General features: G+C 72.6%; 18 protein-coding genes and 1 tRNA gene. 9 read left to right on the top strand and 10 right to left on the bottom strand.

The annotated features are described in order from the left end of the window. Positions 1–4 precede the first annotated feature (4 nt). The 4 genes from WMF34_RS16530 to WMF34_RS16515 all read left to right on the top strand — a co-directional run bounded on the left by WMF34_RS16530 (position 5) and on the right by WMF34_RS16515 (position 3,127). The gene (locus tag WMF34_RS16530) at positions 5–370 is read left to right on the top strand and encodes a DUF4180 domain-containing protein (protein ID WP_012235808.1); all 366 of its coding nucleotides are present in this window, start codon (positions 5–7) and stop codon (positions 368–370) included. A gap of 14 nt (positions 371–384) precedes the next feature. Beyond that, positions 385–1,776: an amidase gene (locus WMF34_RS16525; RefSeq protein ID WP_012235807.1), complete on the top strand. Its 1,392-nt coding sequence runs from the start codon at positions 385–387 to the stop codon at positions 1,774–1,776. Between the two features lie 162 nt (positions 1,777–1,938). After that, positions 1,939–2,727, top strand: coding sequence for a HipA family kinase (locus WMF34_RS16520; RefSeq protein ID WP_012235806.1), 789 nt, complete (start codon positions 1,939–1,941; stop codon positions 2,725–2,727). Then, positions 2,708–3,127 (top strand): DUF3037 domain-containing protein, encoded by a 420-nt coding sequence (locus tag WMF34_RS16515; protein WP_044965056.1) that lies wholly within the window; start codon positions 2,708–2,710, stop codon positions 3,125–3,127. Before WMF34_RS16520 ends, WMF34_RS16515 begins: the two co-directional genes overlap by 20 nt. A gap of 900 nt (positions 3,128–4,027) precedes the next feature. Here WMF34_RS16515 and WMF34_RS16510 read toward each other — a convergent pair. After that, a tRNA-Lys gene (locus tag WMF34_RS16510) sits at positions 4,028–4,100 on the bottom strand. Positions 4,101–4,330: 230 nt separating this feature from the next. Between WMF34_RS16510 and WMF34_RS16505 the strand changes: the two genes are divergently transcribed. Together WMF34_RS16505 and WMF34_RS16500 are read left to right on the top strand one after the other, a co-directional pair. After that, positions 4,331–5,086: a S1 RNA-binding domain-containing protein gene (locus WMF34_RS16505; RefSeq protein ID WP_012235804.1), complete on the top strand. Its 756-nt coding sequence runs from the start codon at positions 4,331–4,333 to the stop codon at positions 5,084–5,086. 587 nt (positions 5,087–5,673) lie between these two features. Further along, positions 5,674–7,272, top strand: coding sequence for a L,D-transpeptidase (locus WMF34_RS16500; protein ID WP_012235803.1), 1,599 nt, complete (start codon positions 5,674–5,676; stop codon positions 7,270–7,272). Positions 7,273–7,411: 139 nt separating this feature from the next. Here WMF34_RS16500 and WMF34_RS16495 read toward each other — a convergent pair whose 3' ends face one another. Beyond that, positions 7,412–7,858 (bottom strand): acyltransferase, encoded by a 447-nt coding sequence (locus tag WMF34_RS16495; protein ID WP_231864880.1) that lies wholly within the window; start codon positions 7,856–7,858, stop codon positions 7,412–7,414. Positions 7,859–8,332: 474 nt separating this feature from the next. On the opposite strand from WMF34_RS16495, the gene WMF34_RS16490 reads away from it, so the two are divergent. Beyond that, the gene (locus WMF34_RS16490) at positions 8,333–9,079 is read left to right on the top strand and encodes a hypothetical protein (protein WP_437993855.1); all 747 of its coding nucleotides are present in this window, start codon (positions 8,333–8,335) and stop codon (positions 9,077–9,079) included. Positions 9,080–9,272: 193 nt separating this feature from the next. Here the strand turns inward: WMF34_RS16490 and WMF34_RS16485 are convergent, their stop codons facing one another. Both WMF34_RS16485 and WMF34_RS16480 read right to left on the bottom strand, forming a co-directional pair. Then, on the bottom strand, positions 9,273–9,665 hold the full coding sequence (locus WMF34_RS16485; RefSeq protein WP_231864879.1) for a response regulator: 393 nt from the start codon (positions 9,663–9,665) through the stop codon (positions 9,273–9,275). Positions 9,666–9,873: 208 nt separating this feature from the next. After that, complete coding sequence (locus WMF34_RS16480; RefSeq protein WP_437993854.1) at positions 9,874–10,308, bottom strand: DUF309 domain-containing protein; 435 nt, start codon at positions 10,306–10,308, stop codon at positions 9,874–9,876. An 82-nt stretch (positions 10,309–10,390) separates the two neighbouring features. On the opposite strand from WMF34_RS16480, the gene WMF34_RS16475 reads away from it, so the two are divergent. Next, on the top strand, positions 10,391–10,561 hold the full coding sequence (locus WMF34_RS16475) for a hypothetical protein (RefSeq protein WP_157906709.1): 171 nt from the start codon (positions 10,391–10,393) through the stop codon (positions 10,559–10,561). Between the two features lie 51 nt (positions 10,562–10,612). On the opposite strand, the gene hflX is transcribed toward WMF34_RS16475, so the two are convergent. The 6 genes from hflX to glgA all read right to left on the bottom strand — a co-directional run bounded on the left by hflX (position 10,613) and on the right by glgA (position 18,945). Further along, positions 10,613–12,043, bottom strand: a complete 1,431-nt coding sequence (gene hflX / locus WMF34_RS16470) for a GTPase HflX (protein ID WP_012235797.1) — start codon at positions 12,041–12,043, stop codon at positions 10,613–10,615. A 233-nt stretch (positions 12,044–12,276) separates the two neighbouring features. After that, positions 12,277–14,199, bottom strand: a complete 1,923-nt coding sequence (locus WMF34_RS16465; protein ID WP_437993853.1) for a GAF domain-containing protein — start codon at positions 14,197–14,199, stop codon at positions 12,277–12,279. Between the two features lie 232 nt (positions 14,200–14,431). Then, on the bottom strand, positions 14,432–15,844 hold the full coding sequence (locus WMF34_RS16460; protein WP_437993852.1) for a WD40/YVTN/BNR-like repeat-containing protein: 1,413 nt from the start codon (positions 15,842–15,844) through the stop codon (positions 14,432–14,434). 35 nt (positions 15,845–15,879) lie between these two features. Next, on the bottom strand, positions 15,880–16,341 hold the full coding sequence (locus WMF34_RS16455) for a FixH family protein (protein WP_437993851.1): 462 nt from the start codon (positions 16,339–16,341) through the stop codon (positions 15,880–15,882). Beyond that, positions 16,334–17,329 (bottom strand): hypothetical protein, encoded by a 996-nt coding sequence (locus tag WMF34_RS16450; RefSeq protein ID WP_012235793.1) that lies wholly within the window; start codon positions 17,327–17,329, stop codon positions 16,334–16,336. The genes WMF34_RS16455 and WMF34_RS16450 overlap by 8 nt, the downstream gene beginning before the upstream one ends. 161 nt (positions 17,330–17,490) lie before the next feature. Continuing rightward, the gene (gene glgA / locus WMF34_RS16445; protein WP_012235792.1) at positions 17,491–18,945 is read right to left on the bottom strand and encodes a glycogen synthase GlgA; all 1,455 of its coding nucleotides are present in this window, start codon (positions 18,943–18,945) and stop codon (positions 17,491–17,493) included. A 208-nt stretch (positions 18,946–19,153) separates the two neighbouring features. Between glgA and WMF34_RS16440 the strand changes: the two genes are divergently transcribed. Beyond that, positions 19,154–20,353 (top strand): vWA domain-containing protein, encoded by a 1,200-nt coding sequence (locus tag WMF34_RS16440; RefSeq protein ID WP_437993850.1) that lies wholly within the window; start codon positions 19,154–19,156, stop codon positions 20,351–20,353. Positions 20,354–20,421: the final 68 nt, after the last annotated feature.

Raw genomic sequence — 20,421 nt, 5'->3', positions numbered from 1 at the left:
CGATATGGGAACGGAGTTGATCGAGAGAGGCTCGCTGCGGATCGTCCATGTCACCTCGACGGACAAGCCCATCCGCGCACGGCAGGACGCGCTCGACGTGATGGTGGGGCACGGCTACACCGACGTGGCCGGCATCGCGATCGACGAGACCTGCTTCGACCCCGACTTCTTCCGCCTGAAGACCGGGATCGCAGGTGAGCTCTTGCAGATCTTCGTCAACTACCGTATCCGCGTCGCGATCCTCGGCGATTTCTCGAAATACCCCGGCGACACCCTTCACGCCTTCATCGCCGAGTGCAATCGAGGGCAACACATCTTCTTCGTCCATGACGTGGAAGAGGCGATTCGATATTTCAGCCACCACGCATGAAAGGGTCCGGGCCGATGACGCTTGCGGACAATCTGGTAAATTACGACGCCTCCGCGCTGGCGGAGGCGATCCGGCAGCGGAGCCTCTCCGCCGCTGACGTCGTCGAGGCATGCTATGCGCGCATCGAGCGGCTGAACGGCGCGGTCAACGCGATCGTAACGCTGGACAAGGAGCGCGCCCGCGCGCGAGCACGCGCGGCCGACCTCGCGCTCGCGCGCGGCGAGGCCGTCGGACCGCTGCACGGCGTCCCGGTGACAGTGAAGGACGCCCTGCACACCGCCGGCCTCCGGACCACCGCCGGCCACGAGCGGCTCCGCGATTTCGTCCCGGAGCGCGACGCAGCTGCCATCGACCGGATCCAGGAGGCCGGCGCGATCGTGATCGGCAAGACGAACTGCTCGACCTTGTGCGGCGACCTGCAGACGAGCAACCCCATCTTCGGGACCACGAACAACCCGTGGGAGAACACGCGGACGTCGGGCGGCAGCTCCGGCGGCGAGGCCGCGGCGGTGGCGCTCGGGCTCTCCGCGCTCGGCATCGGGACCGACACGGGCGGGAGCATCCGCGTGCCCGCGAGCTACTGCGGCGTCTACGGCTTCAAGCCGTCGCTGCGGAAGGTGCCGTCGGACGGGCCGGCGTTTCCGCTCGACGCCGCCCCTCGCCGGGAAGATCACCTGACGGTGATCGGGCCGATCGCGCGCTCGGTGCGCGATCTCATGCTCTGCTATGATGTGCTCTCCGGCGAGTCATGCTCGGCCGCGACGAGCGCTCCACCGCCCCGCGTCGCGTGGACGCACGAGTTCGCCTTCCCCATGGACGACGCGGTAACGGCGGAGCTCGAGAGGGCGTTCGACGCGCTGCGCGGGAGCGCGGCGCAGGTCGAGAAGGTCGCCTCTCCGTTCGATCTCTGGAAGACGAACCTGAGCTATTTCATGCTGAACATGTACGAATTCAAGACGAAGGAGACCGACGCGGCGTTCTATCGCTTGTTCTGGATGTTCGAGTGGATGCGCTCGGCGTTCCGCGGCGGGCTCGATGGCAGCTACGCCAGGCTCAAGGCGGAGCAGCGCGAGCTGTCGGGGCGCTTCGAGAGCTTCATTGAAGCATACGATTGTTGGGTGGTCCCCGCGACTCCGTCGGTCGCCATCCGCCATCAAAAGACTGGCCGCTCCGTCCCCATGACGGTGAACGGGAAAGAGAAGAAGGTCGAATACTGGAACGCGGTCGGTGGATTCGCCTTCTTCGTGAATCTGCTCGGCAACCCGAGCGTCGTGATCCCTGTCGGCAGGAGCAAGGACGGGTTGCCCGTAGGCGTGCAGGTCGTCGGGAAGCACGGACAGGACGCGAGCCTCCTGCGCGCCGCGCGGTTCATCGCCGACACGATCGGCCAGCTCCGCACGGCGTGACCGACCCGGCGCTCTTCAGGTTGATTTCCTTCCGCGCTGGCGATGGAGTAGGATCGGCCCCGGATGGCCGACATTCATCGATGCATGGGATGATCAGGTAAAAATGGTGAATGGATTCGACAGGGATCGGAAGACGCATATGCTCCGCTCCCGAGGTGCCGAATGATCCGGACCGTGCGCACGACCCGCTATGTAGCCCCGCTCCGTGAGGGCGGGTCGGTGCCGGCCATCGTCGAGGCGGACGACGATGGCCTCTACGTGGTGAAGCTCCGCGGCGCCGGCCAGGGGCCGAAGGCCCTGATCGCGGAGCTCGTCGCGGGGCAGATCGGGCGAGCCCTCGGGCTGCCAGTGCCGGAGATCGTCCTCATCGAGCTCGACGTGGAGTTCGGGCGCACCGAGCCGGACCCCGAGATCGCTAAGATACTCTCGGCGAGCGCCGGCCTGAACGTCGCGCTCGACTACCTCCCCGGGTCGCTCGCGTTCCAGCCGTTCACCGGCGGAAAGCTCGATCCGGCGCTCGCGTCGGCCGTGGTCTGGTTCGACGCCTTCGTCAGCAACATGGACCGCACTCCCCGCAACCCGAACCTGCTCCTCTGGCACAGGAAGCTCTGGCTCATCGATCACGGCGCGGCGCTGTACGTCCATCACGCCTGGAGCGAGGGCGTCGATCCCCTGGCCGAGGCCCACGATCGCTTCCCGCAGATCGAGAGCCACATACTGCTCCCCTATGCGACCGACATCGCGGCTGCGGACGCCGTGCAGAGCGCCCTGCTCACGCCCGAGAAGATCGCGGGCATCGTCGCGGAGATCCCGGATGCGTGGCTGGTCGATCGGGCGCCCTCGACGGACCCCGAGGAGAGCCGCGCGGCCTACGCCGACTATCTGAACCGCCGCCTCGCTCCGCCGCGGGGATTCGTGGAGGAGGCGCTCGATGCTCGGGCCAGGCGCTAGCCCTCCGGGCCGATTCGGGGCCCGCGAGGCCTTCGCCTATGCGGTGCTCCGCGTGGTCCCGCGCATCGAGCGCGGCGAGCGCGTCAACGTCGGGGTGGTGCTCCACTGTCGCTCCCGGGGCTTTCTCGACGTGCGCTGCGAGCCTGACGATCGCCGCCTGCTCGCCCTGGCGCCGGACCTCGATCTACCGGCGGTGCGCCAGCACCTGGAGTTTGTGCGCCTGGTGTGCGCCGGCGATCCGGCCTCGGGCTATGTCGCCGGGCTCCCTCAGGAGGAGCGGTTTGGGTGGCTGGTCTCCCCGTCGAGTACCATCGTGCAGCCGTCGCCCTCCCACACCGGGCTGTGCGCCGATCCTGCCGAGACCCTGGGGTGGCTGCTCGATCGCCTCGTGCGGGTCTGAGGACCTGCGCGGATCCCTGGATCGACGGCAGCTGGTGCACTTATCATATGCCTTCACCAGAGAGAGGAGATCCTTCGATGGGTGGAATGAGTCCACCTTGCTCTTCTGGTGTGAGCTCTGGACGCAGAGCTTGGGCAGACGAGGTTTCGCATCGGCCGGTGGACGCTGTCCATCTGAGATCGACTCACCATCGCGAGCGTCGGGGGCCGAAGCGGGAGCCTCCATGGTTGGCCCGGGCAGTGCATATCCGTGCTGGCGGCAGGAGGTTCCGCTTTCATGGTGGCGTTCCCGCCCAGGGATGCAGCCTTTGGCGCATGGGTTCGCGCGCTCCCGCGCTCCATCCCCATGACCATGGTCTGCCCGGACGCCACGGGAGCTGCCTCTTGCGAGGCGTTCACAGGAAGCTGTCCGATCGGAGGGGACTGAGAGCACCCCGCCCCCGAAGACAGCACGGCAAGAAGCGCGATGGTGCAACGCCACGGAACCGTTTCTCTCACCATGGTGATGCCCCCTTTCGGGCGGGGGGGACCCACGGTCGAGCGGGAAGAGCGGGAAGGGCTCACCGAGCGCCAGCGTGCCCGGCGAATGCGCCGTCGCTCCTCGGCCGCAAGTCGCCTTGCGCGCGAGCTCCCGATCTCGGCGGGGTGGACCTGCCCGGCCTCATCGCTCCCCGCAGGGCTCGCTGTCGCCCGCCACGACCGGTGGCGGCCACGCCAGGCTTCCCGCGTGCCGGGCACCGCGAGTCTCGACGACCATGGGCTACATGCACCTGTCGCCGAGCGCGAAGCGGACCGCTATCGCGCTGCTCGACGGGCCGCCTGCCGGGGCGGTCTGTGGAGAAAACCTGGAACAGGCGGGGGTACCGGTCGGAAAGGTCAGCAGTTCCGCGTAGTTACTTAGTGGGTCGACAGGGACTCGAACCCTGGACCTACGGATTAAAAGTCCGCAGCTCTACCGACTGAGCTATCGACCCGATTCAGCGGCCGGCGAAGCTAGCAGAAGCCCCCGCCAGGTTCCACCTTTCCGTTCCCGCCGCCTCCTTGCTCTCCGCCCTCCCCGTCCTCTCCCCGGTCCCGTCCCCCTCTCCTCCCCCTTCGGCCCCTGCCCCTGCTTCGGCCCCCTCCCCCTCCTCCCGCCTCTCCCCTCGCTTCCCGCTCACCGCCGCCTTCCTCGCGCCCTCGCCTCGCGCTATGAGGTCGCGCCATGTCGTCGTCACGCCCTTCCGCCGCCTCCAAGGAATCGTTCGCTTCGCTCTTCGAGCAGTCCGAAGGAGCTGGCAAGCAGCGTCGCCGCCAGTACCACACGGGGGAGACCGTCGAGGTGACCGTGGTCGCGATCGCTCGCGAGGCGGTCTTCGCGGATCTTGGCGGCAAGCAGGAGGGCATGTTCGAGCGCGTCGCGCTCGCCGACGGCGACGGCAACCTCCGGGTCACGGTCGGCTCGCGCATCTCGGCCGTGGTATCCGGCGTCGACGCTGGCACCGGCCAGGTGCGCCTCACGCCGGTCGTCGTGCGCGCGAGCGACGACGGCGACGGCGGGACGTCGCTCGCGGTCTCCGCGCCTGCCGCGGGCGGCGCGCCGCTGCTCGTCGAGGGAGCGCGGGTCAAGGGCAAGGTGACGGGCGTCGAGCGTTACGGCGTCTTCGTCCAGATCGCGGGCACCTCGGGCCGCTCGGGCCGCGGCCTCGTCCCGACGGCCGAGACGGCGACGCCTCGCTCCGCCGACCTGAAGAAGCACTTCACGGTGGGGCAGGACGTCGAGGCGAAGATCCTCAACGTGGACGAGTCCGGCAAGATCCGCCTCTCGATCTCCGCGCTCCGCGTGGACGAGGAGCGCGGCCAGTTCGAGTCGTACGCCAAGGGCGAGCGCTCCGGCGGCGGCAACGACAAGGGCGCCAAGCCTGCGCCTCGCAACTTCGGCACGCTGGGTGACCTCCTCGCGAAGAAGGTCAAGCGCTAGCCTCGTCACGTCTCCCTCTCCCCCTCCCGTCTCCCTCTCCCCTCCCGCCTCCCTCCTCTCCTTCCCCCCACGCCGCCGGCAGGAGATTGCATCTCCCCCTCGGTTCAGCATACACCTCGCCCGCTCAGCCCCCCGCGGCTCCAGCTTCGGCTTCCCGTCGCCCGCTGGCCCGCTGGCCCGCGCGCCTTCGCACCTCGGGCCTGGCTCTCCCTGCCTCCGCCTTCGCGTCGATGCCTTCCCTCGCTCGAGCCTCCGCCCCCGCGTCGCTGCCCGCACCGCAGCGCTCTCCGCGCACTCGCGCTCGCCCCCGCGTCGGCTCTCGCGCCACGGCGCCCTCCCGCTCGCTCTCCGGCGCCCTGCTCCGCGCTGGCGCTCTCGCTGTCGCCTTCGCCGGCGCCTCCCCGCTCGTCCTTTCGGTCGCGGCCTGCGCTCCGTCCCAGGATCCGCCCGGCAGGGCCACCGACGATCACCGCTCCGGCGCCGCCCACGCGACCGCCCCGCTCGCCACCGGTGCCGCCCTCGCCGTCCCGGGTCTCTCCTCGGCCGAACCGCTGGCTCCCTCTCCTGGGTCCGCCGCGCCGGACGCCGTGTCCCCTGCGTCGCTCGCGTCGCCGGCCGCCGCATCACCGTCCTCGAAGGAGGCCACGCTCCCGGGCCGGGGCGCGAAGATCGCCAGCATCGCGATGCGCACCTGGATCTACGTCGCTCCCGACGAGCGCTCGACGAAGCTCGGTTACCTGCGCGCCGGCGCGGTCGTCGATCGGGCCGAGCTCCCCGCGGGCACCGACGGTTGTGCCGGCGGCTGGTACCGGATCGCGCCGCGCGGTTACGTCTGCGTGGGCAAGGGCGCGTCGCTCGCGCTCGAGCACCAGGTGGTCGCCGCCGCCGTGCGCGGCCCGCGCCGTGGTGCGCCGGTGCCTTATCACTACGTCATGTCGGGCTCGCCCCCGCCGCACCTCTACTTCCGGCTCCCGACCGTCGAGGATCAGCGCCGCGTCGAGGGGTCCAAGCTCGGCGTCCACCTCGCCCGCGCCGCTGTCGCGCCCTCGTCGTTGCCGCTCGATCCCGTGCCGGAGTTCCTCCTCGCCGGCCGGGATCTCCCCAAGCCGTACGGCGCCGAGGAGAAGCTCCACTACTCGGTGCACACGGGCCGCACCAAGGAGAGCTCCGCCTTCGGCCTGATCACGACCTTCGAGTGGACCAACCGCCGCTTCGGCCTCACGACCGAGCTCGACCTCATCCCGCTCGATCGCACCCGCCCCGCGCGCCTCAGCGCGATGCGCGGCGTGATCATCAAGGATCTCGACGCCGAGGGCGCCGAGGTCCCCGCGAGCGCCTCCGACACGGCATCGGCGGCCGCCGCGGCGTCGTCGGCATCCCCCACGTCCTCTGCCGCCCCGACGCCCGCCGCCGCTCCACCGGCCGACACCGCGCGCTTCTCCATCGCCGAGCTGCCCGCCGACGAGCTGCCTCCCCCGCCGCCCGGCACCGATCCCCGCCCCGATCCCGCCCTGAAGGGCGCCCCTGCCTTCGTCCGCGTCCACGGCACCACGCGGCAGCGCCCCTCCGCGTCGGGCCGCGCGCTCGTCGACGCGGGCCTCGCGCCGCACCGCTCGGGGTGGGTGCTCACCGGCCGCACGCGTGGCGGCGCCAAGGGGCTGCTCGAGACCACCGAGGGCTCATGGCTCGCCGCCGACCACCTCGTCATCGCCGAGCTGCGCAAGGACCCTCAGGGGTTCGCGCGCGCCGGCAAGAAGTGGATCGACATCTCGATCCGCCGCCAGATGCTCGTCGCCTACGAGGGCACGCGCCCCGTGTTCGCGGCGCTCATCTCCAGCGGTCGCAGCGGCATGGCCGATCCCGAGGAGACCGACGCCACCGTCCGTGGCTCGTTCTACATCCACGCGAAGCACGTCTCGACCACGATGGACGGCGATGACGAGGCGTCCGAGGCGGCGTTCGACCTGCGTGACGTGCCGTACACCCAGTACTTCCACGGGGGCTACGCGCTGCACGGCGCGTACTGGCACGACGAGTTCGGCAAGGCGCGCAGCCACGGCTGCATCAACCTGGCCCCTGCCGACGCGGCCTGGCTCTTCGAGTGGACCGAGCCCGCCGTCCCGCCCGAGTGGCACGGAGCGATGAACATCGAGGGCGGCGGCACGCTCGTCTATGTACACGGCTGACGGCTCCGTGCACGGCTGACGGCTCCGGCCGCCCGACCCCCTCACGACAGCCGGACGACCGGCCCAGCTCGCCAGGTGCATCTGGCAAGCTGGGCGGGGGCCTGCTCACCCGACCGCTGTGGCCCTCCCGTCCGTCCCGTTACTGGCAGGACGCCGGCATCTGCGCGCCGACCAGGAGGCCGCGCAGGGTCGAGAGCGCTTGCCGCCCCTGCGGCGAGTTCGCCAGGCCGTCGCACGCCGACGCGGCCGCGAGGTAGCCGCCCTGCTGCTCGGGCGGGGCCGACTTCGCGTTCTGGCGCAGCGCCGCGCAGCACTTGCGGATCCCGCTGGGATCGCCCGTGCCGACCACCTTCTTTCCAGCGTCCGCGTCCGCCGTGTCGGCGTCCGCCGCATCCGCCCCGGCGTCCTCTTCGGGCACGATCTGCGTCGTGGGGGTCGGCGTCGGGGCCGGCGTCGGCACGACGGGCGCCGAGGGCACCGGCGGGACTTCGTCCTCTTCCTTCTTGGGGCACCCGCTGGTGACCAGAGCCACTGCAAGGGGGAACATCAGCGCCCCCAGAACCGTGAAGAGCCGTGTAGGTTTCATCTCACCTCAAGTATCCGATTCGCGTTTGCGTGGGAACTTCTGTTCGACGAGGAACGCCCCGATCGCAACCAACTTCCCCGAGCGCACGCGGTCATGAGGCGCGCCGGCTGCACGCCCTCGGCGATCCGAGCGGCCAGAGTATGGGCGTCACGAGCCCGCTCGCAAGATCGCGAACGCCGCCGACGGGCGCGCTTCAGGTGCTCCCCGACCTCGGTAGCAGGCGCGTGCGTCGCGGCGAACACGGCGAGCGCGACGGACGCGAGGCACGCGGCGAGCGCGGCGAACGCCGGCGCGCGCGCGGGGCGGAATCGCTCGCGGCGCTCGGCGACCGCCGCCGATCAGCGTGGGCCTGGGCGCGCGGCGGGCCCAAGCACGCGCGCGCGTGCATGTCCAAATCTCGAAAGGACACGCCGACCGGCCGGCGCAGGCGCGCGACTCCAGCGCTCGATCGATACGGCTGAAGCGGGAGCAACCATGAAGTACACGCAGCACGAGGAGTGGTCGAACGAACCGCGAGCCGCCTCCACCAGCCCCGGAGAAGACACATCGGTCTCGTTCTCGGTGGACGCGCCCTCGCTGGATACGCCGGCGATCACGGAGGACGCCGCCGTCACGACCCCGCCCGCGGCGCGCGCCGCGAGCGAGGAGTGCGACGCGTGCGACGCGTCCTCGGGGCAGATCGACCTCACCGCGCTGAAGGCCGGCGAGGAGGGCGCCCGCCCCCAGGTCCTCGACCTCTTGCCGATCTTCCCGTTCGGCGAGCCGCCCGCGTCCGCACCCGTGCCCGAGGCGCCGGCGCTCGACGTGCCGGCGCGCGCGTGGCGCGCCCGCTCGGTCGCCGTCCTGCTCGCGGGCGCCGCCGCGATCGCGGCCCTCACGGCGGGCATCTCTGCCCCGGATGCCGCCGCCACCGGCCCTCGCGCGGCGGCCGGCCTCGCCGCCGCCGCCCGCGCGGTCGAGGCGCGGCTCCCGCGTGTCGAGGCGCCCGCCGAGCGCGCGCCGGTCGCGCCTCCTGCCGAGCGCAGCAGCTCTGGCGACGCGCCCGACGGCGTCGCCGCCTCGCAGCGCGCGCCCGAGCACCGCGTACGGGCCACGGGCGCAGCCGCGCCTGCGCGCGCCAAGCCGGCCCCTGCGGCGCCGAACACGACCGACCGCCGCGCTCCCACCGACCCGTGCCGCGGCGACCTCCTCTGCGCGATGCGCCGCGCCACGGGCGGCTGATCCGCCGCCGAGCCCCTCAGCAGCTCCGCCGCGGCCTCGGTCGGGCTCATGCCGGGGATGAACCCGCTCAGGCAGCACGCCCGGCTGGCGCCCGGCGACCCCGCTCAGATAACTCGTTCAGGCAGCGCGCCGGGCTCGCGCCCGGCATGCCCCCCGCAAGCGCGCGCCAGGCCCGCGCCCGGCCCGGACCCGCTCAGGCGGAGGCAGGGCTCGGGCCGGACGGGCACCCCGCGTGCGCCGCGATCGAATCGAGCAAGCGGTTCAGATCGAACGGCTTTGCGACCGACGCGCACGCGCCCACCTCGCGGGCCCAGGTGCCGGCGTCCACCGCGGCCGTCATCACGAGGATGGGCGCGCGCGGACCCGGACACGACGCGTACGCGCGGGCGAACCCCCAACCGTCCATCACCGGCATGCGCATGTCGAGCAGGATGAGATTCGGCCGGTTGCGCTCCAGCAGCGCGAGCGCGGCCTCGCCGTCGCTCGCCGAGAGGACGTCATAGCCCTCCTCCTCCAGCGTGATCTCGAGCATTTCCCGGATCTCCTGGTCGTCATCCACGATCAGGATCTGCTTGCGCCGTGTCACGCGGCTCCTTTCGGTTTGCAGCTTGGCCCGAGGCTCGGCGCTCGCCGTCCCCTCCACTCCGGTTCCACAGTACCCGTCTGCCACGATATCCCCCCACACGGGCGCTTCCCATGCGCGAACACCACTCAGGCAAACGATGTCACGCCCGCGTCCCATGTCGCACGCGACGAGCGCAATATCGACTGCGGAGCCCGTTCGGGTCAGACGCTCACGGCCGCAAACGCGCCCCGGACGGCGAGGGCGGCGCGACATCGCCCGCGATCTCCATCCTGGGCAGAAGCGAGGCGTCGATCTCGGTTCTCTCTCCGCTCGCGAGCTGCTCGATCACGGCTGCTGCGCGGGTGATGTCGTCGACGAGCAGCGGGATCGCCAGCCCGCCCATGCCATCCGGCGTGCCCGCGAGCCGAGCGCGCGCCTTGTCGAGCAGGCGCAACGCCCCCGGTGGGCTCTGCATCCTCGTGAGCTTGTGCATGGCCGCGGCGACGAGGATGAGCCCCTGGAGAAACGTCTTCCTCACGGGGTCCGGCTCGTCTCGCCATCCGGACTCCCACAGCTCGTGCGCCTCGAAGAACCGCCCCGCGCGGTAGGCTTCCAGCCCGCGCTGGACGATCGATTCGAGCGCGGCGTCGGTGGAGGAGCTCATGGCGCGGAGCGACAGCGGACAGCGGAGCGTACCACGCGCCCCGGACGCCCGCGCTCCGGCGCTCCGGTGCTACGCTCGGCGCGTGCAGCGGTGGATCCTCGTCGCGGTGATTGCTGGGCTCCACCTCCTGGCGTTCGCGATCGGCATCCTCCTGCGCCGCCGCAGGCGACGGCGGCGCATGCTGGCCGACGAGGCGCGCGCCATCGCCGCGCACGCTGACGCCGCGCGCGCCCGCGCCGCCCGCCCGCGCTGACCCCGCTCGCCCGCGCCGAGGCCCCGCGCGTCCGCGCCGGCCACCGCGCCCTCAGCGCGCGAGCAGGCTGCGCAGCCGATCGAGCGCCGCCGCGTGCGCCCGCACCGAGAGCCGGCCGCCGACGTCGTCGTACTCCTCCGAGAGCACGCGCGCGTTCTCGTAGATCTCCCCGATGAGGCCCTGCTTCGCGTACGGCAAGAGCAGCTCGGCCTCCACCATCGACTGCTCGAAGAACGCGATGATCGCCTCCCGCAGCGCCGCCACGTCGTCCGGGATCTTCGCCGACAGCTGCGTCGCCTCGGGGAACTCGAGGCGCAGCGCGTCCCGCTCCTCCTCGGAGAGCCGGTCCACCTTGTTCAGCAGGAGCCGGCTCGGCACCTCGCTCGCGCCGATCTCGGAGAGCACGCCGCGCGTCACCGCGAGCTGATCGCGGAACGTCGGATCCGACGCGTCGGCCACGTAGAGCAGGAGCGACGCCTCGAGCGCCTCGTCCAGCGTCGAGCGGAAGCTCGCCACGAGATCGTGCGGCAGCTTCTTGATGAAGCCGACCGTGTCCGAGACGAGGATCCGCGGGCGCACCTCCGGGTGGAGCGCGCGCACCGTCGTGTCGAGCGTCGCGAAGAGCTTGTCGGCGACGAGCACCTCGCTGCCCGTCAGCGCCCGCATCAGCGACGACTTCCCCGCGTTCGTGTAGCCGACCAGCGCGACGCGGCGCTGCCCTTGCCGGAGCGCGCGGCGCGTCGACTGCTCGCGCTGGACCGCGGCGAGCTCCTCCTTCAGCTCCGCGATGCGATCGCGGATCTTGCGCCGATCGAGCTCGAGCGCGCTCTCGCCGGCGCCCTTGCCGCCGATCCCGCCGCGCTGCCGGTCCCCGCCGCCGCCCGTCTCCCGGAGCCGCGGCGCGACGTAGTTGAGCCGCGCGATCTCGACCTCGAGCTTCGCCTCCCGGCTCCGCGCGTGGCGGTGGAAGATCTCGATGATCACGCCCGCCCGGTCGAGCACCTGCGCGCCCGTCGCCCGCTCGAGGTTGCGCGCCTGGCTCGGCGAGATGTCGTGATCGACCGCCACGACCGTCGCCAGGCGCGCCGCCTGCCCGGCGCCGCCCGCGCGCGGCTCCGCGCCGCCGTCGTCGCCCGCGCCGTCGCCGTCGTCTCCGCCGAGCTCGACGTCGTCCTCGTCGCCCTCACCGCTCTCCGCGGCCCGGCGCGCGCGCGCCTTGTTCTTCCGCTCCGGCGCGCCCGAGGGCACGACGCCGCTGCCGCCCGTGAGCTCCGCGAGCTCCCTGAGCTTGCCCTCCCCGAGCACCGCGGCCGCCGCGAGCGCGCTGCGCCGCTGCGACACGGTCGCGATTACGTCGAAGCCGAGCGTGTGCACGAGGCGGCCGAGCTCGGCGAGATCGGCGGCGTGCTCTACATCGTCGACGCCGGGGAGCTGCACCCCGACGAGCACAGCGAGGGGACGTTCTTGGTTGGTGGTGGTCATACGGTCGTGTGCGAAGGCGGGAGCTTCGCCTCATCCACCCCCGCGACGCAAGCCGCCGCGCGCTCGCCCGCGCCTCGCCGCGTCGCCTCGGACGAAACCGCCGGGCTCGCTCCGGCGAACCGCCGAGCTCGCCCCGACGCGGACCACGAGGGCGGGCGGGGACAGCCCGACACCGGTGGCGGGCGTCGCCCTCCGAGCACGCCCGCCTCACATCGCGAGGCGCACGAGCAGCGTCACCTCGCTCGCGCCGCCTCGCCGTGCAGCCGCGCGCTCTCGATGGCCAGCGACGCGAAGCGCCCGAGCTCCGCGGCCACGCCCGTGTCGTCTTGCCGGAGCTCGCGCTCCACGGTCCAGAGGCTCAGCAGGCCGAGCTTGCGGCCGCGCGCCGCGAGCGGCACGAGGATCGCCGAGCGGGCGCCGAGCTCTCGCAGCGCCGAGAGGTGCTCCGGCCCGCGGGCGATCCGCTGCAGCCACGGATCGGTGACCAGCGGGATCAGCGTGGCCTCCCTGCGGGCCGTCGCCTCGGCCAGCGAGGCGGTGTCGCCGAGCAGCAGCGGCGGGTGCTTGAGCAGCCTCGGCAGGAGCGCCCGCGCCTCGGGCAGGCGCGCGGACGCGACGAGCCGCGGGGCGCCGCCGCCGTCGTCGAGATCGAGCGCGCAGAGGTCCGCGAAGCGCTCGCCGCCGAGGCGCACCACCTGCTCGATCGTCCCGTCGTGGTCGATCGACTCCGCCATCAGCGCGCTCGCGTCGATCAGGATCTGCCGCGCGCGCTCGGCCTTCCTGAGCTCGGTCACGTCCTCGACCGTCATCACGGCCGCGGTGATGCGCCCGTCGGCGTCGCGCACGGGGGCCACGCTGAAGCTCCCGAGGCGGCGCTCTCCGTCCGCGCGGACGAACTCCATCTCGTCGCGGGAGACCGTCTCGCCGCCGTGCAGCGCCCGGTGGAGCAGCCAGCGCGCGCGCTGGTCGTCGTCGGTCTCGCTGAGCAGCGTCCGAAGCGGCGCGTTGCTCGGGGTCTCCTCGGGGCCGCGGACGATCTCCGCGAACCGCCGGTTGTTGAGCGCGACGGCGCCCGACGTCCCCTCCGCGACGACCACGCCGACCGGGAGCCGCTGGATCGTCGCCTCGAACCGGCCGCGCTCCGCGGCGAGCTGCTCGCGCAGCTGGGCCTGGGTCGCGAGCGCGGCCGCGCGCTCGGCCGCCTTCTTGAAGAGCAGCCGGTCCCCCTCGGAGAACTCCGCCACGCGGCGGGAGCTCACGACCGTGACGCCGACGAGGCGGCCCTCCGAGAGCATCGGCACGCCGTAGAGCGCGTGGAGCGCGTCGCTCGGGCGCTCGCTCTGCGCCCCCGACTCCGGCCCCGCCGCGCCACCCCCGGCGTCGGTGGCCAGCGGATCCGGCGCGGCCGAGCGCAGCGCCACCGGGCGCCGCTCGCGGACCACGCGCCCGACGAAGCCCTCCGCCAGCCTGTAGGCGCGCAGGCCCCACAGCGCCTCGTCGACGCCGATGCCGGCGCGGATCCGCAGCACCTCGCCCTCGAGCAGCAGCATCACCGCCCAGTCGACCGACCGCGCCGACTCGACGAGCACCTCCACCAGCCGCCGCAGCAGCCGATCGATGTGGACGTTGCCCATGCCCTCGGCCGAGACGCGATCCAGCGCGCCGAGCGCGCGCTCGCGCAGCGCGGCGCTCCGCGTCGCCGGATCGATGATCACCTGATCGAGCACCTCGTGCAGGATCGTCATCTCGACCCACGACGGCTGCGTGCCTGTCCGCTCGAGCATCCGGAGCACGCAGCGGCGCAGCACCGAGTACTGCGCGGCCACGTCCTCCAGCTCGAACCCGTCGCGGAGCTTGTCGAGCACGCGGAAGCCGAGCAGCGGCTCGGGGAACTCGACCGACACCGACTCGACGCCGCTCCACGCGTCCTGCTCCTGGTCGCCCGGCGGCGCAGCCGCGGCGGACACGGCCGCCTCGAGGCGCTCGGCGAGGCGCGCGAAGATGGAGGGCAGCTCCTCGCGCAGCGCGATGTAGCCGGGGGACTGCTCGCCCGGCGCGCGGCGACGCTCGGCGCGCTCCCATGCCTCCAGGATCTCCCCGCTGTGAGCGCGCAGGAAGACGGCGAGCGGCGATCTGGGAAGGTCTCTAGGGGCCATTCACGCGCTGGCCGGAGCCGCGGCACCCTCAGTCTACGCCAGCCCACGAGGACGTAGATCCAGAAACGAACCGCCGGCGGCTTGCCCGTCCTGCGCCCCCGCGGACGGCGCCGAGTCGGTCCGCCCTCTCCGTCCGTACCCTTCTGCCCGCGCGATGCGAGCGCTCTTCCATAAGCGGTTATGTCGCGCTCGCCTGCACGCCTGCGCCACCGCGCTCGCCTGGGTCGCCGCGCTAGCGTGCGCGCCGGCGCCGCCGCGCGCTCGCGAGGCCCGCCGCGAGCGCGAACCCGATCGCGCCGCTGGTGGGCGGCGCGGCGTCCTCGCCCCGCCCCGCGCCTGCCGCACCGATCTTGCACCCGCACCCGTCCGACGCCTCCGCTGGCGGCGGCTCGGAGCCCCCGCCGCCGCTGCCGGTCGCTCCGGCGCCGTCGCACTGCTGCGAGCCGATGGTGAGCGCCGTCGCACCCCACAGCGGCGCGCAGGTCGAGGTCGCGCCGCTCTCCGGTGCGCACTCGATCGGCCCGCAGAGCCCGTCGAGGTGCAGCAGCGCGGAGAAGCTCTCGCCGTCGTCGATCGATCGGCCCACCGTGAAGCCGTCGGTGAACTCGTCCCCGCAGGCGAAGAGCGCCGCGGTGGTCCAGGTCAAGCACCGCGCGCCGACGTCCGAGATCTTCTCGAACTCGAGCGACGCGGCCGGCGCGCGCCAGATTCCGTCCTGGGGCCCGCCCACGATCACGGTCGCGCCGTCCGGCGAGAGCGCGAAGCCGAGGAGGTCGCCGGCGCTCTCGAAGGCGGTGGTGAAGCTGCGCCCTCCGTCCTTCGAGACGAGCAGCGCGTCGGTCGGATCGCCGTCGAGCCGCACGTAAACGATGTCGGGGTCGACGGGATCGATCGCGCCCAGGAACGGCAGGCGCATGTCGTCGCTCCCCGGGATGTCGAGCCGCTCCCAGGTCGCGCCGCGATCGTCGGTGCGCTGGAGGGCCCCGGCGTAGTCGGGCGCGCCGTAGCGGCCGCTCACGTAGACGCGCGCGCGGTCCGAGGGGGCAGCGTCGACCGTGTGGGCGAGGAAGTCCCCGGGCAGATCGACGCCGGCCTTCGTCCAGCTGTCCGCGTTGTCGCTCGTCTCCCAGAGCTGGGTCAGGAACTGGCCCGCCCCGAGCCCCGCGCTGACGACGAGCACGGCACGGGAGGGGTCCTCGCGATCGGCCGAGAGGTCGATGACGTAGCGGTTCATCAGATCGCCCTGGGCGAACGACCAGTCGCAGCCGCCGTTCTTCGACGCGCTGAGGCCGTCGAAGACCCCGGCGATGATCGTCCCGTCGGCGAGGAAGGCGAGCATCGGATCCTCGTTCCCGCCGAAGCCGACGACCGGCTCGCAGATCCAGCGCCAGCGCTCGCCGCCGTCGTGCGTGGCGAGCAGGCCGTAGGTCGCGCGGACCATGAGGCGCGACGGGTCGCTCGGGTGCGACGCGATCAAGCCCGCGGCCGGGAAGCGGCCGTTGGCCGAGGCCGGCGCGGAGAGCGCCGCGACCGAGAGCAGCGCCGCGACCGAGAGCAGCGCCGCCGCGCAGGACGAGAGGGGACCGCGCCGCCGCGCGCCTGGCCCGCTGTGGGAGTGACGCGTCAGCGCAGGGAGGGCTCGCACGGAGCGTTCTGTAGGGGCTCGCACGAGGGCTGAGCCTAGTGGACGTCGAACTCGAATGCCGCCTCGTCGATGAGGGACGAGGTCAGGGCCCGGCATTGCACGTCCCAGAGGCCCCCCATCCCGAAGGGCACGTCGGCGACCTCGTACAGGCCGGGCTCGATCTCCGTGCCCTCGTGCACGGACCCGTGCCCCATGCCCGTCATGCTGGCGTAGCAGCGGAGCTTCATCCGCTGCGCCGGGTCCCGCGAGTCGGTCCAGGTGAGCCGCACGTGGAAGGTGTTGAAGCCTCGCTTGATCGGCTCGGTCGACTCCACAGCGAACTCGATGCGCCCGTTCGCACCGACGTCCAGCCGGTGGCCGTCGTCCGGCTCCACGTCCCGGGATCCGCAGCCCGCCGGCGAGAGGACGGCGAGCGCCACGAGGAGGGCGGCGCGGGCGCGCGCCCAGCGGCGCCTGGCAGGTGACTTCGGCGAGGGCTGTTCACGAGGTTCAATCACGTCTTCCCCACACGTAGCGGAGGCCTGCGGACAGGGCGGCGAACGCGCCCTCGTTGCGGCCGATCCCGGAGATCGGCACGTCCACCTGGAGGTTGCCGACGGCGGTCCAGCGCGCGCCGATGTCGTGGGCCAGCACGGCGAGCAGCGCCGTCCGCGCGCGCTCCTTTCCCATGGGATTGCGGGGGCCCGGGCCAGGCTCGTCCTCGCGCGGCGCGCCCTCGCGCTCGTGGAGCGCGCCCACGGTGAGCGAGGCGCCGGAGGGCCACGAGGGCCCCGCCGCGGCGAGGATCTGCACGCGGGGCGCGGACCGCACCGCGTCGCCGTCGGGGAGACGGTGGCTGGTGCGGACGCTCGTCGAGGCGGCGAGCAGCGCGTGGAACGAGCCCCACGACTTCTCGAAGACCATCCCCGGCCGGATCTCGGCCACCCCGAGGCCGGTCGTGTCGGCGCCCGTGATGTCGACGCCCATCGCGCGGGCGCCGGTCGCGCCGCTCACGCCGGCGTCGGGCAGCGCCGTCCCGGTGCTCGGGCCGCGCCCGGTCGGGAGCGTCACGCCGAGCGTGAACGCGGCGGACGGGATCCACGGCGACGCCGCGCCGTCGATGAGGTCGATCCTGGCTGCCGCGCCCAGGTCACCCGGCCCGCCGCCGGACGACGTGGCGCCGAGCCCCACCCCGCTCCAGGTGACCATCATCGGAACGGACACGGCGAGCTGGAGGTGATCCCCGGCCCGCACCAGCCACCCGGCCTCGGCCTTCAGCTCGCGGTGGTAGACGCCCTCGCCGGACGTGTCGAAGCCTCCGTCCACCGCCCACGCCCCGAGCTGCTCGGTGAGCCGGACGGAGAAGCTCGCCGCGGCGCGCTCCGAGGGAGCGAGCCACTGGGCCATGCCGTGGCCCGCGCCGCAGCAGGCCGACGCGCGCGCGGCCCTCGGGTGCACCGCGAGCGACAGCAGGAGCACCACACCGGCGACGGCTCTGGCCAGCACGGCCGCTCCTATAGGCGAGGCTCCTGCCCCGCGCCAATGCGACACGTTGTCGCGCGGAGGCCGCCTGATCTCGGTCGGGCCCCACCTTCACGCGGTGTCCCGAGCCGTTTCCGTTCCGCGCGCAGCGCCTCGCGACCGCGCGCTGGGCTCGGCGACGGCGCTCAGCTGGCGAGGGCCTGGCGGTAGACCTGGACGTAGCGGCGCGCGGGGCGGTCCCAGCCGAGGTCGAGGCGCATGATGCGGCGCTGGACCGCGGGCCAGCGGGGCGACGTGAGGGCCGCGAGGGCGCGCTGGACGCCGCCGAGCAGCGACGTGGCCGTCGGCTTGTCGAACAGGAACCCCGTGCCGGTCTCCAGGGCGGCGTCGATGTCGACGATCGTGTCGACGAGGCCTCCGGTCCTGCACGCCACCGGGGCAGCGCCGTAGCGTTGCGCGTACAGCTGCACGAGGCCGCACGGCTCGAAGCGCGACGGCACGACCACGAGGTCGGCCGCGGCCATGAGCCGGTGCACGACGGCCTCGCTCACCCCGCCGAGGAACTTCGCCCGCTCGGGCGCCTTGGCCGCGGCGGCGGAGAGCTTCTCCATGAGCTCGGCGTCGCCCTCGCCGGCCACGACGACGCTGACGTCGCCCTTCAGGATCTTCGGCATGGCGTTCGCGAGCAGGTCGCTGCCCTTCTGCGCGACCACCCTGCCGATGGACACGAGGAGCGGGCGATCCGGCCGGATCTCGAGCCCGAGCTCCTGGAGGAGCGCGCTCTTGCAGCGGCCCTTGTTGCTCACGTCCTCCGCGTCGTAGCGGGCGATGATGGCCGGATCGGTCATCGGGTTCCAGACGGCGTAGTCGATGCCGTTGACGATGCCGGACAGCTGGTTCGCCCGGGTGCGGAGCACGCCATCGAGGCGCTCGCCTTGCTTCGGCGTGAGGATCTCGCTCGCGTACGTGGTCGAGACGGTGGTGAGCGCGTCCGCGGCCAGGATGCCGCCCTTGAGGAAATTGAGCTGGCCGTAGAACTCGAGCCGCTCGGGCCGGAAGTGGTCGTCGTCGAGGCCGAGGTACGCGAGCGCGTCCTTCGGGAAGAGGCCCTGGTGCGCGGCGTTGTGGAGGGTCAGCACGGTCCGGCCAGGCGCGGACGGCTGGTGGCGGAGCAGGTACGGCACCATGGCCGTGGGCCAGTCGTGGGCGTGGACGATATCGAACGGCGAGCCCGAGCGGGCGCGCTGGCGGACGAGCTCCACGACGGCGCGGGAGAACAGGGAGAACCGGCGCGCGTTGTCCTCGTAATCGCGCCCCTCCTCGCCGTAGATGCCGGGTCGATCGTGGAAGCCTGGTACGTCGAGGACGACGAGCTCCACGCCCGTGCTGAGCCGCCCGTCGAAGAGCGTCACCTGGATCGGCCCGCCCGGCGACACCTTCGCGTCGACCTCGAGCGGCATCGGGGTGAGGCGGCGCGCCATCATCAGCCCGCTCGAGTCGAGCGCCTGGTAGCGCGGCAGCGCGATCGTCACCTTGTGCCCGAGCAGCCGGAGCGCCTTCGAGAGCGACGAAACGACGTCGGCCAGGCCGCCGACCTTGATGATGGGCGCGATCTCGGACGCAGCGAAGAGGATGTCCATGCGGGCGCCGTGTGTAGCACGAACCGGGGCGCGTACAGCGCGGCTTCCGAACCCACAGCGGCGCTGAACGCTGGCCAGCGCCCGGATGTCGCCGCAGAGGCAGCGCCACGCGCGCCGTTTTGGAGCAACTTTCCATCCGCGCCGCATCCATTTCCAGGGCCCCCTACATGGCGGAGACGGGCCGTCCCGCGCTGTGTATCGTTTCTCCATGAGCAGTACGCTTTACTTTCCCAGGCTTTCCTTGGTCCTCGCCGTCCTCGCCGCCGGCATCGCCGTGAGCTGCGGCGGCAAGAACGACGGAGACGGTTCGTCCCAGGGCTCCGGCGGCATCGGTGGCCATGGCGGCAGCGGCGGCGCGGGTGACGGCGTCGGCGGCGTCGGCCCCGGATCGGGCTCGGGCTTCGGCGATGGCGGCGCGGGGCTCGACTTCGCCGGCTCGCACGGATCGAGCGGCACGGACGGCGGCGGCGGCGGCGCGTGCCAGCAGCTCGACATCACGTTCGAGCCGCAGACGCCGACCGTGATGATCGTCGTCGATCGCTCGGGCAGCATGTACGGCAGCGGCTTCTGGGATCCGCTCAAGACCGCGGTGCTCAGCGTCGTCGACAGGCTGCAGGACAGGGTGCGGTTCGGCTTCCTGACGTTCACCGGGACCGCCAACCAGCAGTGCCCGCTGCTCGCGGGGGCCGACGGCATCGCCCTCAACCACCACGCCGCCATCGCGGCCGCCTACGACGAGGCCTCCACGGTGCCGCCCGGCAAGCTCGAGACGCCCACCGCCATGACGTTCAACGAGACGGTCGTCCCGGAGCTCCTCGCGTTCCCGGAGCCCGGCCCCAAGTACATCCTGTTCGTCACCGACGGCGAGCCCGATCGCTGCGACGACGTGCGGGCCGAGTGCGCGCGCGACGACGTCGTCGGCGCGGTGCAGGACGCCTACGAGCAGGGCATCGGCACGTTCGTCTTCGGCCTCGGGTCGGGCGCGCTCGCGCAGCACCTGCAGGACGTGGCGAACGCCGGCGCGGGCCAGCCGGTCGAGCGGCCCAGGAGCGGCACGGACGCGGACTGCTTCCTCGGCGCAGGCACTTACGCCGACGCCGGCGGCACCGCCACGTACTACACGCCGGATCCCACCGACGCGTCCTCCCTGGAGGACGAGCTCGACGCGGCCATCGCCGGCGTCAAGAGCTGCACGTTCGACCTCCAGGGGTCGATCGAGGTCGACCTCCGCAACGCGTCGCTCGGCCAGGTGCTCCTCGACGGCACGCCCGTGCCCTACGACGCGCAGAACGGCTGGACGATGGAGAGCGCCACCCAGCTCACCCTCGTCGGCGACGCCTGCGAGCAGCTCAAGGACGCGCAGGAGATCTCGTTCGACTTCCCCTGCGAGATCCTCGTCCCCCAGTAAACCCGGCGAACGGCGCGCGGGCGCGCGCCGCCCCTTTTCCGCGCCACGGGCCGGCGCTTTTGCTAAAG

This window comes from Sorangium sp. So ce145, from assembly GCF_051525985.1.
GTDB classification, from domain to species: Bacteria; Myxococcota_A; Polyangia; order Polyangiales; family Polyangiaceae; genus Sorangium; species Sorangium cellulosum_B.
This window is presented reverse-complemented; position numbering and strand designations above follow the sequence as displayed.